The organism is Hwangdonia seohaensis (assembly GCF_031932625.1).
GTDB lineage: Bacteria > Bacteroidota > Bacteroidia > Flavobacteriales > Flavobacteriaceae > Hwangdonia > Hwangdonia seohaensis.
On sequence record NZ_JAVSCK010000001.1, the window covers coordinates 284,554 to 298,952 of the forward strand.

General features: G+C 35.1%; 9 protein-coding genes. 6 read left to right on the forward strand and 3 right to left on the reverse strand.

Annotated features, from left to right (window positions below; translation table 11 throughout):
• Positions 1-109 precede the first annotated feature (109 nt).
• The 6 genes from RNZ47_RS01255 (at position 110) to RNZ47_RS01280 (ending at position 11,497) form a co-directional block, all read left to right on the forward strand.
• Positions 110-3,229: a SusC/RagA family TonB-linked outer membrane protein gene (locus RNZ47_RS01255; RefSeq protein ID WP_311935323.1), complete on the forward strand. Its 3,120-nt coding sequence runs from the start codon at positions 110-112 to the stop codon at positions 3,227-3,229.
• A 13-nt stretch (positions 3,230-3,242) separates the two neighbouring features.
• Complete coding sequence (locus RNZ47_RS01260) at positions 3,243-5,156, forward strand: SusD/RagB family nutrient-binding outer membrane lipoprotein (RefSeq protein ID WP_311935325.1); 1,914 nt, start codon at positions 3,243-3,245, stop codon at positions 5,154-5,156.
• Between the two features lie 104 nt (positions 5,157-5,260).
• Entirely contained in the window at positions 5,261-8,566 is a 3,306-nt protein-coding gene (locus RNZ47_RS01265; protein WP_311935327.1) for a VCBS repeat-containing protein, read from the forward strand.
• Positions 8,567-8,612: 46 nt separating this feature from the next.
• Positions 8,613-9,677, forward strand: a complete 1,065-nt coding sequence (locus RNZ47_RS01270; RefSeq protein ID WP_311935329.1) for a sensor histidine kinase — start codon at positions 8,613-8,615, stop codon at positions 9,675-9,677.
• Complete coding sequence (locus RNZ47_RS01275; protein ID WP_311935331.1) at positions 9,674-10,396, forward strand: LytR/AlgR family response regulator transcription factor; 723 nt, start codon at positions 9,674-9,676, stop codon at positions 10,394-10,396. The genes RNZ47_RS01270 and RNZ47_RS01275 overlap by 4 nt, the downstream gene beginning before the upstream one ends.
• A 3-nt stretch (positions 10,397-10,399) precedes the next feature.
• Complete coding sequence (locus RNZ47_RS01280) at positions 10,400-11,497, forward strand: acyltransferase family protein (RefSeq protein ID WP_311935332.1); 1,098 nt, start codon at positions 10,400-10,402, stop codon at positions 11,495-11,497.
• A 203-nt stretch (positions 11,498-11,700) separates the two neighbouring features.
• Here the strand turns inward: RNZ47_RS01280 and RNZ47_RS01285 are convergent, their stop codons facing one another.
• The 3 genes from RNZ47_RS01285 to RNZ47_RS01295 form a co-directional block, all read right to left on the reverse strand.
• Entirely contained in the window at positions 11,701-11,844 is a 144-nt protein-coding gene (locus tag RNZ47_RS01285; RefSeq protein ID WP_311935334.1) for a DUF5679 domain-containing protein, read from the reverse strand.
• Positions 11,845-12,076: 232 nt separating this feature from the next.
• Positions 12,077-12,520: a response regulator gene (locus RNZ47_RS01290; RefSeq protein WP_311935336.1), complete on the reverse strand. Its 444-nt coding sequence runs from the start codon at positions 12,518-12,520 to the stop codon at positions 12,077-12,079.
• Entirely contained in the window at positions 12,517-14,361 is a 1,845-nt protein-coding gene (locus RNZ47_RS01295; RefSeq protein ID WP_311935338.1) for a PAS domain S-box protein, read from the reverse strand. Before RNZ47_RS01295 ends, RNZ47_RS01290 begins: the two co-directional genes overlap by 4 nt.
• Between the last annotated feature and the right edge of the window lie 38 nt (positions 14,362-14,399).

Consider the following 14,399-nt stretch of genomic DNA (forward strand, 5'->3'; position numbering starts at 1 on the left):
AAAATTAACTTAAACCATTTATAAATGATAAAAACTAACACCTAAACTAATTAAACCCTCAAGAAAAATCTTGAAGCAATCAAAATTAAAAACTAAATCAAAAAAAATTATGATTCAAAAATTACTAAAACTAATGTTTGTGTTTTGCTTGTTTAGCATGCAAAGTATTCAAGGCCAGAACACAATAACAGGTACTATTACAGATAGTGCAACTGGAATTCCACTTGGTGGAGCAAATGTTGTTGAAAAAGGCACTACAAACGGTGTCTCTACAGACTTCGATGGAAACTACAGTATTACGGTTTCAAGCCAATCGGCTATATTGGTTATTTCCTATATAGGTTATACCAATCGAGAAATTGCCGTTAACAACCAATCGGTTATTAACGTTTCCTTATCAGAAGACGCTAGTCAACTAGAAGAAGTTGTTGTAACGGCTTTGGGTATTAAAAGAGAACGTAAATCGTTAGGATATTCCGTTCAAGAAATCCAAGGGGCATCTATATCTGAATCGCGAGAGCCAAATATGGTTAACTCCCTATCAGGCAAGATAACAGGTTTACAGGTTATTAAGGGAAGTAATGGTCCTGCAGGCTCCTCTAAAATTGTATTAAGAGGATATAGCTCTTTAACCGGAGACAACCAACCATTAATTGTAGTTGATGGAACTCCTTTAGATAACTTCACGGGTTCTTCCAATGAAGGTTTCTGGAGTCCTTCTGCCGATTTAGGTAATGGTTTAGCCGATATAAACCCAGAGGATATAGCAACTTTATCTGTTTTAAAAGGTGCTTCTGCAGCCGCATTATATGGTTCGCGAGCTGGTAACGGGGTTATTTTAATCACAACCAAAACCGGTAAATCTAGTAAAGGCTTAGGTATTTCTTACTCAGCAACTACTGGGTTTCAAAGCATTTTCTCAGTTCCGGATTTACAGAGTAGTTTCGGACAAGGTTCTGTAGGTGCTTACGATGAATATTCTACTTCCAGTTGGGGTCCTAAAATTGAAGGACAAACTGAAACTGGTCCAGAGCAAGGATCGGTAGTTTTTGATAAGGCTTACGATAATATTGGAAACTATTATAAAAATGGGTTTAGTCAAAACCACAGTCTATCTTTACAAAATTCAACAGATTCTGGTTCTTTCTATGCTTCTGCTAATTATTTGGATGATGAAGGTATTTCGCCTTCAGCTACTTTAGAACGTTTAAACTTAACGGCAAGAGGTGTTTCTAAATTTGGAAATGATAAAAAATGGACTGCTGATACAAAAGTACAGTACAACAGAACTACAGCTAACAATAGACCAAGAACTGGTTTTGGTGCATTAAGCCAGTATCAAACTATTATCAATTTCCCGCGTTCGCGCGATATTGAACAATATTCTGCTGGAGTAGATGAGTTTGGCAATCAAATTTGGTTCGACCCAACATCCAATCAAATCAACCCATATTGGGCAAACAAAAGGCGTTTGAGTTGGGACTCTAGAGATCGTTTTATAATAAACGGAACTTTAAAACATCAGGTTAATGATTGGTTGAGTGCAGAAATTAGAGCAGGTGCAGATTTGTATACCACGAATACGGAATCAAAAGTATTTGCTGGAACATCAAGTACATCTACCTATGGTTTAGGAAAAAACACCTTTATTGAGCAAAATTACAGTGCTTTAATAGCGGCTTCTAAAGATAATATTTTTGGAAAATTTGGAGGTTCAATTACTTTAGGGGGTAACTTAATGTCTACAGAGAGTAGCCGTATAAGCAGTAATTCAGGAGAATTATTGGTTCCTAATTTATTTAGCTTAAATAATGGGATTAACCCAGCAAGTGTTTCACAAGGGTTTAGCACAAAAAAGATAAATTCAGCTTATGGGCTATTACAATTAAACTATGATGGGTACTTATTTTTAGATGTAACGGGGCGTAATGATTGGTCGTCAGCACTAAGTGAGGCTAACAGGTCATTTTTCTACTCGTCTATAAGCACATCATTTGTTATTTCTGATATGATAACAAAAAACGGTGGCGATTTACCGAGTTGGTTTACTTTTGGTAAGCTAAGAGGGTCGTATGCCGAGGTAGGTAACGATTTAAGTCCTTTTTCATTGTATAACGCATTTTCTATAGGTAACGACCCACTTGGTAACACAACTGCTGGTACAAATAGTACATTAAGAAACCCAGATATTGTAAATGAGTTGATTAAATCTGTTGAAATAGGTTTAGAAGCTCGTTTTTTAAACAACAGAGTAGGTTTAGATGTGGCTTGGTATAAAACAAATGCTACCAATCAGATAATCGGGCTTCCTCTAGATCCTTTTAGTGGATACAATTCTAAATTGATAAATGCCGGTGATATTCAAAATAAAGGTATCGAGGTAACCTTAAAAACCAAAATTTTAGATAATGAAGATGGATTATCTTGGGATATGGACGTTAATTACTCATCAAACGAGAATACCATTGAGGAATTAGCCGACGATGTAACACAATATACTTTAGGCGGATTTGACAACTTTAGTATTAGAGCAGATGTCGGTGGAGATTATGGTGTTATCGTTGGCTCAAAGTTCAGAAGAGTTGAAGATGAATCTAGCCAATTTTTTGGAAGAATTTTAGTAGATGCTGACGGATTACCATTAGCATCAACAGACAAACACATTTTAGGTTCTCAACAGCCTGATGCCTTATTAGGCATTACAAATATGTTTAATTACAAAAACTTTTCTTTTAGTTTTCTATTTAGTGCAAGTATTGGAGGCGAAATTTTTTCTGGAACAAATCATGCACTACAAAGATCTGGTTTAGCAGCTGTTACAGCGGTTAACGGAGAAAGAAACGATATTGTGTTTAATGGCGTTGTAGACGATGGAGCTGGCAACCTAAGCGAAAACACAACTGGAGCTACTCCTCAAAATTACTGGGCTGCCATTACAGGTCGTTCTGGAAACTTAGGTATTAATGAGGCGAATGTATATGATGCTACACACGTAAGATTAAGAAATGTAAATTTAACCTATACTTTCGATAGAGCATGGTTAGACACAACACCTTTTCAAGGGTTATCTGTTGGTGTATCGGCCAACAATGTATGGTTGATTACAGAGCATTTAAATGGTGTAGATCCTGAAGCAGTTAATGCGACAAACTCTAACGCCAACGGCTTTGAGAACTTAGCACCACCAACAACAAGAACTGTATTTTTAAATATAGCGGCTAAATTTTAAAAAAAGAAAAATTATGAAAAAAGTATTAAGTAAAAAACTAGCACTAATTTGTGCGACACTATTGATTTTTTCATGTAGTGATTTTGAAGAAATCAATAAAGATCCCTTGGCTGCCACTGCAGAACAAGTAGAGGTTGAATTTTTTATCAACAATTCTATTGGGGCAGCACAGCAAGATCCACACATTGCAGAACGTGTATTTGTATTATATTGGAAAGATGCTTCAAGAACCTCAAGGTTAGGCGTTCTTTCTGAAGGTGGTTCAAACGATGGATGGACTAACGATTACTTTAATGGTTACATATCTAAATGGTTATTAAACATTACGACTGCCATTACTGTTGCAGAAGAAAAAATTGCCACAGGAAATGTTAAGGAATATACCGAGAATTTATTGCATATTGCTAGAATTTGGAGAGTCTATATTATGAGCGAAATGACCGATGGATTTGGTCCAATTCCCATAAATGGTTTTCAAGGTGAAAATCCAGACTATAATAGTGTAGAAGATGTATATCTTTTTATGCTATCGGAATTAAAAGATGCCGTTAGTAAAATAGACGCTTCAAACACGTTTAAACCAGATGCAGATTTAGATCAAGCTTTTGGCTTCGATTACACTAAATGGAAACAGTATGGAAACTCTATGAGAATGCGTTTAGCTATGCGTTTATCGGAAGTGGCACCTGCTGTAGCACAACAACATTTTGAAGAAGCTGCCAACAGCGGCCTAATTATTGCCACACCTGCTGATGACATGAGAGTTATCGAAACTGGTGGCTGGAGCAGTTTTACCAATGTACAATCGAGAGAATGGAATAGCCATTATATGACTGCTGCTTACAGAAACACAGTGGTTGGTTTAGGTGGTGTAACATCTGTAGCTCAGTTGCCTGTTGACGATCAAATTAATATTAAACCCGCAAATTATATGGGGTTAAAATACGATGATCACTTTACACAACTTACAAACGACCCAGCTAAAGGTTTCTGGTTTGATGGTTTACCAAACACTATTGACCCGAGAGCTTATAAAACTTATCCAATTCCTGGAAATCTTGACGATGAGCAGTATAGCAACTTCCCAACTTGGGGTAATGGCCATACGGTAACTGAAAGAAATTTATTGGATGATAACGGAGATGTTTTACAAACTTTAGATTGCGCCTTTACGTATAATGCATTTGCCGCAGGCGACTGGGGCGATGTAGGTGCTAAGAACCAATTACGATCTTCTGGAACTTACCCACGCTTAGGACTTGATTTTAGAGGCAAAGGCAGATTCACTGAGCGTGTCTTTTTCCCATCTTGGGAAACACACTTCTTAATAGCTGAAGCAGCAGCAAGAAATTGGTCGACACCAATAAGTGGTAAAGAAGCTTACGAAACTGGAATTGCACATAGTTTTGAGTATTATGGCCTTTCGGAACATGTAGCTACTTACATTGCTTCTGAAGATTACAACAACGCCGGAACATCAGTAAGTTGGGATCATACCGCAGAGCCTCCTGCTAGCGTAACTATGGATTACATAGACGGTTATACAGGTGCAGCTGGAACTTTTGAATATACGTACCCAAATAATACTATTTATAAAGGAGGAACCGTTAAAAACGACCTTTTAAATAAAATTATTACGCAAAAATTCATAGCTTCTCAAGCGTGGATACCTCTAGAAATTTGGAATGACCATAGAAGATTGGGCTTACCATTCTTTGAAAACCCTGCGATTGAAAATCCAATTCCGGATTTACCACAGTTGAATGCTGGAAACGTAATGACAAACCAGGTAAATTTCTTTGGACAACGCATGAAATACCCTTCTTCTTTTGTTAACAATGTACCTGCTGGTCATGCACAAGCTGTACAATTACTAGGAGGCCCCGACACCGTACATACACCATTGTGGTGGGCTCAACAAAATTAGATTGCAGTATTAAAAAGTAAATTTGTTAAAAGGGAGAATCTTATAGATTCTCCCTTTTTATTTTTTATATTTATCATTAAAATAAATTATTAAAAAGTAGTGCTTTGAAAAAAATTTTTCTCTATACCGTCCTAAGTTTTATTCTTGTTAATTGCAACCAAAACAAATCATATAAAACCTTACATACCATAAAAAGTAAGCCATCAAATGGCACGACTCTTTTTTCTTTAATTCCCAACGAAAAAACAAGTTTCGATTTTCAGAATAATGTAAAAGAAACTGCAGATTTGAATTTTTTAAATTTTGGAAACATTTATAACGGCGGCGGAGTTGCTACCGCAGATTTTAATAACGATGGTTTGGTTGATGTATTTTTTGTTTCCAATCAAAATTCAAATAAGCTTTATTTAAACGAAGGCGATTTTAAATTTAAGGACATTACTGCAACATCGGGGTTAGCAGATGCAACGGGCTGGTCCAATGGGGTTTCTGTGGTCGATGTAAATAATGATGGCTGGCTGGACATATACATTTCTAAATCTGGTAGCCGGAATGAGTACGAATCAAGAGAAAACAGGCTTTATATTAATCAAAAAAATAACACCTTTATCGATCAAGCCAAAGAATGGAAAATTAACAACCCGGGGTTTAGCACCCAATCTTATTTTTTCGATTTTGATAAAGATGGCGATTTGGATATGTATCTGGTAAGTCACAGACCAGATTTTGAAAACACGGGTACCCTTAATATGCGCATAGAAAGAGATTATTCAAGATTCAGCTCCGATATCCTATACCGAAACGATGGCACGCATTTTACCGAAATTACACATCCTGCAGGCATGGTTAATAAAACGTTTGGATTGAGTGCTTCAATTGGCGATTTTAATAATGATGGTTGGCCAGACGTATATGTATGTAACGATTTCTTAACACCGGACATGCTCTATATAAACAATAAAAACGGCACGTTTACCAATGAGATTTTAGATAGGATAAAGCACACGTCATTTAGTAGTATGGGATCTGATTATGCCGATTTAAACAATGATTCCCATCCCGATTTGTTCGTATTGGAAATGGCTTCTGAAGACCACGTTCGCAGCAAGCAAAATATGGCTTCGATGAATACCGAAAATTTTTGGGCTTTAGTTAAAAACGGGTATCACCATCAATACATGGTGAACACCTTACAGCTTAATAGAGGCAATGGAAAGTTTAGCGAAATAGCACAAATAAGTGGTTTGGCCAAAACCGATTGGAGTTGGGCGCCGTTAATTGCCGACTTTGACAATGATGGATTGAAAGATATTTTTGTTTCCAATGGTATTCTAAAAGACATGGCCAATCAAGATTTTAGAACCGAATTAAGTAAAAGGTTTTCAGAAAAAAACAAACCAAGCTTTCAGGAAATTACCGATTTGCAACCCTCTACAAAACTTAGCAATTATAGTTTTAAAAACGAAGGCAACCTTAAGTTTACCAAAAATCCAGACCATTGGGGATTAAAAGAAAAAACACAATCAAACGGTGCGGCTTATGCCGATTTTGACAATGATGGCGATTTGGATTTGGTTATAAACAACATTAACGACACACCCCTACTTTACCAAAACAACGACACAAATAATTTTATACAAATTAAATTAAATGGTGATGCCAAAAATAAATTCGCCATTGGCACTAAAGTAACCATAACGGCAAACAACATCAAGCAGTATCAAGAATTATATACCAGCAGAGGATTTATATCATCTGTACAAAATATTGTGAATTTTGGTGTAGGCGATGCTACAAATATCGATGAGATTTTAATTGAATGGCCAAATCAAAACGTTACCAAACTCACCAATGTAAAAGCCAATCAAATAATTTCGGTCAATCAGGAAAGCGGCAAGCCGCTAGAAAACAAGAATCTAGAGAAAATTGAAACGTTCTTAAAAAGCGGCAACCCTTCAGAACAAGGTATCGTTTATAAACACAACGAAAACGAATTTGACGACTTTAAAGAACAAATCCTATTACCGCACAGTCAATCTACCAATGGGCCATTTATAGATAAGGCCGATGTAAACGGCGATGGATTAGAAGATTTTTTTATTGGTGGCGCTAAAGACCAAAGTGGAGAATTATATATTCAGAATGACGACGGAACCTTCAAAAAACAAACTGCAACGGTTTGGCAAAATGATAAGCAATACGAAGATTTGGGTGTGCTTTTTATCGATATAGACAATGATGATGACTTCGACCTTTATGTTGTTAGTGGCGGTGCCGAATTTGAAGAAAACAGCAGCCTTTACCAAGATAGGGTTTATATAAACGACGGCAAGGGCAACTTTAGCAAAGGCGAAAACATACTGCCAAAAATAAATGCTAGCGGACAGGTTGTAAGAGCTTCGGATATTGATAATGATGGCGATTTAGACCTCTTTGTTGGCGGTCGTGTGATACCCAATAAATACCCCTATGCGCCCGAATCGTATATATTAATAAACGAAAACGGTAGGTTTCACAACAAAACCGCATCAATAGCCCCTGCCATAAAAAACGTTGGCCTTGTTACGGATGCGATATTTACGGATTTTGACAACGACAATGATAACGACCTAATTGTTGTGGGCGAATGGATGCCAATTACCATATTTGAAAACAACAACGGAAAGTTTACACCTGTGGTTAACAATTCATTAAAAAACACCGAAGGTCTTTGGTTTAGTATCAAAGGAACCGATATTGACGACGATGGCGACATGGATTATTTTGTTGGCAATTTAGGATTAAACACCAAATACAAAGCCAGCACAGAAAAACCGTTCCATGTGTTTTGCGATGATTTTGATAATTCCGGAACTTTCGATATTGTATTAACTTCAAACTACAAAGGCACTTTGGTACCATCGAGAGGGCGCGAATGTTCGTCGCAACAAATGCCTTTTATAAAAGATAAATTCCCCACGTTTTATGAATTTGCCGAAGCTACTTTAGAGGACATCTACGGTAAAGAAGCATTAGATAAAGCGCTGCACCTTAAAGTCCACATGCTAAACAGCGTGTTTTTGGAAAACAATGGCGATGGCAGTTTTAACATTAAAAGCCTTCCGAAAATGTTGCAAATTGCACCAATTATGGATTTTGAGTTTGTTGATATCAATAATGATAATCGCAAAGAGATAATTGCTGTTGGCAACCATTACTTTGCCGAGGTTGAAACGGTGCGCTACGATGCGTCGTTGGGCAGTGTTTTATCCTATAAAGATAAAGGCTTTGAAGTGTTAGACCTGAAAGAAACAGGTTTTGTCAATGAAGGAAACTCAAAAGACATTATCACAATAAACAAAAAAAATGACACCATATTGCTAATCACAAATAACAATGATAAAGTTAATGTGTTCAACGTTCAAAAATGATCAATAACACGTCTTTTGTAACATTACAAATAACGGATGCTTTGCCATGAAAACGAGTTTCATCAAATTTAAAAACAAGGTAAAAGCGACTATTCCGTTAAAATATCACGTTATATTTTGGCTTAGCTATTTTGTTTTCAATGTTATCCGCTGGGGCAGCTATAATGACGATTTTATATATTCCATAAAATCCAATCTTGTAGAATTTCCCATTCATATTGTATTGGTTTATTTAAATATTTATTACCTCATTCCCAAATTCATTTTAAAGGGCAAATACTTTACTTTTATACTAAGCCTGTTCATCGCACTGCTTTTGGCCTATTTTTCGAGGCTGGGTTTAAATTTAGCTTTTGTATCGGACGAGATTTGGTCTGGTGGCGTGTATACCTCCATGCCCAATCAATCGATGTTTAATCACTTTATAGCAGAATTTATAGGTCAGATTTACGTGATTGCGTTTGCTACGGCCATAAAAATCATCGTGGAATGGAGTATTGAAAAAAAGAGAAACGAAAAGCTTTCGCAATTACAATTAAGCACCGAGCTAAAGTTTTTACGAACCCAAGTACAACCCCATTTTTTCTTTAATACCCTAAATAACCTTTACGCGCTATCACTTAACAAATCCAGTAGTTTGCCGCGGTTAATCTTAAAATTATCCAACATGATGGAGTATGTGCTTTATGATGTAACCGATTCCAAAGCGGATTTACTTGAAGAAATAAGCCATATAAACAATTACATAGATATTGAAAACCTTAGATTTAAAGACAGAATTGACACAGAATTGCTTATTACAGGCGACTTAGAAGATGTTAAAGTACCGCCATTATTGTTTATTACCTTTGTTGAAAACTGTTTTAAGCACGGTTTAAAAGGCAACGATAAAATTTCGATAAAAATGAGCTTTGAAATGGTTAATAAAAAATACCTCGAATTTAAAATTTCAAATAATTTTAATCCGTTGTTAATTAATGATGAAAAAAAAGGAATAGGAATCTCCAATTCGTTAAGACGATTAAAACTCTTATTCGCGAAAGATTTTGTGTTACAGCCCAGTGTTAATAACGATGTTTATAGTCTCTTTTTAAAAATTCCGGTAAAATGAAAATTAAATGCGTTATAATAGATGATGAACCTTTGGCAATAAGTGTTATAGAAAATCATTTAAAAAATTTCGACAATATTGAAGTTGTAGAAACCTTTAGCAATCCGGTAAAGGCTTTCGGGGTTTTGCAGCAAGAAAAAATCGATCTTGTTTTTTTAGACATCAATATGCCACAAATGACCGGTTTTACTTTTATTGAAAACTTAAATGTGAAACCCTTAATAGTAATAACCACAGCTTACCGCGAATACGCCGTAAAAAGTTTTGAGTTGGATGTGTTGGACTATCTAGTGAAACCCATACCCTTCAATCGTTTTTTAAAAACCATAAATAAGGTATATCAGCACGCCTATACCAATGCGCCCACTGGAGATGCTGCATTAAATCAAGAACCTCATATTTTTTTAAAAGTTGATAAAAAATTGATTAAGGTTAACCTCAACGATATTTTATTTATAGAAAGCTTGAAGGATTATATTAAAATCGCAACAACGCTGGGAGATTACGTAGTGCACAAGTCGCTAACGGCTATTTCGGAGGAGTTGCCACAATCAAATTTTATACGCGTGCATCGCTCCTATAATATATCGATAAATAAAATCGCTGCTTTAGAAGGCAATACCATTGAAATTGCAGGCCGAAGAATTCCAATAGGAAGAAACTACTTAAAGCAAACCAAAGAACGCATTTTTAACATTAAAGAAGGTAACGAAAGCTAAGATATGGATGTTAAACAAAGAATTGAATCCGTAGATATTCTTAGAGGATTTACCATTGCCGCAATGATTTTAGTAAACACTCCCGGAACATGGAGTAAGGTATATGCTCCGTTGCTTCATGCCAATTGGCACGGGTTAACGCCAACAGATTTAATATTTCCGTTCTTTTTGTTCATTGTCGGGATTTCAATTTCGTTTGCTTACAAAAACAAGCCAAATAAGGCGAATACTTATAAAAAGATTATCATCCGTAGTTTAAAACTCATTGGTCTCGGGTTATTTTTAGGGCTGTTTTTACCCTATCCGCCGTTTGTTAAGGATTTTGAAATTTTAAGATTCCCTGGCGTTTTACAACGAATTGGTGTTGTGTTTTTAGTTTCCGCGGTTTTATTTATGAATTGCAATTGGAAAACCTTACTAACCATCGGGCTATCCATTTTAATCGGGTATTGGCTACTCTTGGGGTTTGTGCCATTACCAGATGGCACGCTGCCAACCTTTGATAGAGCACCAAACAATTGGGCAAATTATATCGATTTAAACGTTCTGGGAAAACACATGTGGAAACCAGATTACGACCCCGAGGGTATTTTAAGCACCTTACCCGCTGTTGCAACCTGCATTTCTGGTATTTTAGTAGGCCGCATCCTTGCAAAGGCGAATTTTAACAAATTGGCTTATTTGGTAATAACCGCTGTATTATTATTAGTATCCGGTTATGTTTTTAGCATTTGGTTCCCCATAAACAAGGCTATTTGGAGTAGTAGTTTTGTATTGGTTACCAGTGGTTGGGCAACTTTAATTCTAGCTTTTATTTACTATTTAACCGATGTGTTACAATTTAAAATCGGTACTGTTTTTAAGTATGTGGGCTCCAATGCCATTACTATATTTTTCTTGTCTAGTTTTGTGTCGAAATGTTTTTATTTAATAAAAGTAACCCCAGAACAAAGCATACACTCTTGGTTGTACCATACCATTTATGTTCAACCTTTTTTAGCCGATAAGCTGTCATCCTTACTTTATGCCCTAAGCGTGGTGCTATTTTACATGGCATTGGGGTATGTTTTGTACAAGAAAAAGATATTTATAAAGGTTTAAATAAACGTGCATTAAATTAAAAAAAAGAGCTGCAATTTCTTGCAGCTTCTCATTTCAAAAAAAAGTATGCAGTTCCCTGCAAACCTTTTTATTGATTAATAGCTATAGTTAGACCCTGTGTTTTTTAAGAAGTCACATGTGGTTATATCGCTAACACTTCAAAAAAAAACTAATGCTTTCTCTTTAATTTTTTTAAATTTAAGCTAAGATTTTCCTAGTATCCTGAACATGCCCGTTCCGCAAGTAGGACATTTACCTTTCATAGCATTTCTACCGTTTTTCATGGTTACTTCCGCAGCATCCTTAATTTCTTTTTTTTCTTTACATTTTACGCAATATCCTTCCATAATATTTTAGTTTTTTGGTTTTGTTAAACTTTAATCTTCTTAAAGATAAACTATATCCAGGGTGGGAGCAAATAAAAAGATAACAATTTTCTTACTATTTACAGCTTCATTTAAAAGCTAATTTGCTATTCAATCGCTTTTTGAAAACCTGTGGAAAATTTAATATCATCAATTCCCAATTTCTGTATCTATTAAAACAACACAAAATATTCTGTTGGCTTTACATTTATCTCTATTTAATAGATGCTTTTTTATTTAAACTATTGGCATGAAGACCAAACGCTTTATGAAGTTTTTCTACGGTTAAAGGTTTATTTATATAGCCCGAACATAAAGGATGGCTCTCCGCTTGGTTAATATCGATTAAACTCGTGGATGAAGAAAGCATAAATATTTTAAGATTTTGTGATTCTAAAAAATCTAGTTTGCTAAGCTTATCGAGAAACTGGAAACCATTACACTCCGGCATATTAACGTCTAAAATTAAAACATTTGGCCTTGTTAAATGATTTAGGTTGTTTGGGTGCAAAGAGACATTTAGATACTTAAGAGCCGATAAAGGGTTTTTAAAATATATAACCCTTATGTTTTCGTTATACCTTTCTATTATTCTCTGGTTGATAAATAAATCGATTCTACAGTCATCAACTAACATTATGTTTTTAATTGGTATCATTCTTTTTTGACTTTGTTTAATTTTATTTTAAAGCAAGTCCCCTCATTAACCTTACTAGTTACTTTTATTTTTCCATTCAAATCTTCGGTAATGTTTTTAACAATATATAGCCCAAGTCCAGAACCCGGAACATCTTCAATGTTTTCCCTGAAATACAAATTAAATACTTTTGATAAGTTCTTTTTTAAAATACCAATACCGTTGTCCCTTATTTTAATTTTAATGGCATTTGGAGTTTCTTTAACCTCAATTGCTATGATTGATTTTTCTTGACGATTCTTTGAAACTGTATATATAATGGCATTTTGAACTAAGTTTTGAAATAAAGAATAGATTAACTCAACACTTGAATAATATTGAATGGTATCAGAAATATCAATTTTAAATTCAATGGTATTGTAACCCTCCAACCCTTTAAGTGATTTTAAAACATCTCCTACTATTTTTTTGAAATCGATAAAAACGGAGTCCTTCTTTTTATCTGAAATCTCTGAGGCCCGCATTAATTTATCAATCATCTTTTTGCCTCTGTCCAGGGTAATATCAAGCATTGATGTTAAATTTGACACAGACTCATTTAAATCTTCTTCTTTAATGAGGTTTAGGAGTCCTTCGGCAGAAGATAATGGCGCTTTTAAATCGTGTGCAGATCTATACAGAAACAACTCTAATTCCTTTGTTTTGCTTTTTAAACAATTCTCTGTTTTTTTTCGGTTAGTTATGTCGAGCATCATGGCACAATAAAAATTTGAGCCTCCATTTTCCCAATTACTAATTGCGAACTCTACCGGAAATTCCGTACCGTTTTTTTTCAGGCATTTCATTTCAACCGTATCGCTCGATTTAAAATCTTCAAGTTTTTTTACCGCGTTTATCAATTCAAGCACACTGGTTTTTCTATTCTTGCTGGCAATTAATTTTGTTAAATACTCGCCTTTTATTTCGCTTTCTTTATATCCAAAGGCAAGTTCAGCACCTTTATTCCACTCGGTAATTTTCCCTTCCCCATCAACAACTACAACCATACCAACTTCCATCGATTGAAAAATAGCATGGTACTTTGCTTCATTCTCCATTAATTCTTGTTTAAGCTCACTAACACCTTTCACCTCTTGAGTAGACACGGTGGCAGAAATAACAACGCCTCTGTTATTTAGAACAGGCCCAATTTGCGATACAAAAATGGCATTTACGCCGTTAGAATTAATACCTATAGTTTCAAATTGATCTGGTTTCGCAGTATTGAAAACATTATTTATAATTTTTTTGACCTTGTTGTGAAAAATGGGGTTTATAAAACTGTATAAATTACATCCTGCAATTTCTTTCTCACATAGTTTTCCAAAACCTTGATTTGAGTTTACAATTTCAGCAAAAGCATTAATTGTAAGTACCGAATTGGAAATACTATCATAATAGGTTTTATCTGGGGTTTTGCTGCCTACAATGTTTAAGTTAACATCATATTTTGGTTTTACATTAAAATAAAAAGCAACAAACTTATCAATGTCCCCTTCGGCATTTCTTCCGGGAATTATAGTTGTGTCTACCCGATACAGTTTGCCCGAACTTGAATAATCGGTGAGTATTCCTTTCCAAATTCTCCCACTCCTTATCACATTCCATAAGTCCTTATAAATTGGATTAGCATGTCGTTCAGATTTTAAAATTATATTTAATTCTCCTATGATTCTTTTATGTGGAATTTCAATTAACTCAGAAAACTTATCGTTGGCATAAATAGTTCTTCCAATGATATCAATTATAGAAATGCTCGTATCGTTGGTTAAAAATTGTTCTAATATATTTTCTGGGTTTTCTCGCCAGATTTGTTGTTTCATTAATTTCATAACATTTTTGGTTTTGACTTAAAGTAACA

What these genes read in the sequence shown, in the direction of transcription:
- RNZ47_RS01255 (WP_311935323.1), top strand. Translation starts at nt 110, where the DNA reads ATGATTCAAAAATTACTAAAACTAATGTTTGTGTTTTGCTTGTTTAGC.
- RNZ47_RS01260 (WP_311935325.1), top strand. Translation starts at nt 3,243, where the DNA reads ATGAAAAAAGTATTAAGTAAAAAACTAGCACTAATTTGTGCGACACTA.
- RNZ47_RS01270 (WP_311935329.1), top strand. Translation starts at nt 8,613, where the DNA reads ATGAAAACGAGTTTCATCAAATTTAAAAACAAGGTAAAAGCGACTATT.
- RNZ47_RS01275 (WP_311935331.1), top strand. Translation starts at nt 9,674, where the DNA reads ATGAAAATTAAATGCGTTATAATAGATGATGAACCTTTGGCAATAAGT.
- RNZ47_RS01280 (WP_311935332.1), top strand. Translation starts at nt 10,400, where the DNA reads ATGGATGTTAAACAAAGAATTGAATCCGTAGATATTCTTAGAGGATTT.
- RNZ47_RS01285 (WP_311935334.1), bottom strand. Translation starts at nt 11,844, where the DNA reads ATGGAAGGATATTGCGTAAAATGTAAAGAAAAAAAAGAAATTAAGGAT.
- RNZ47_RS01290 (WP_311935336.1), bottom strand. Translation starts at nt 12,520, where the DNA reads ATGATACCAATTAAAAACATAATGTTAGTTGATGACTGTAGAATCGAT.
- RNZ47_RS01295 (WP_311935338.1), bottom strand. Translation starts at nt 14,361, where the DNA reads ATGAAACAACAAATCTGGCGAGAAAACCCAGAAAATATATTAGAACAA.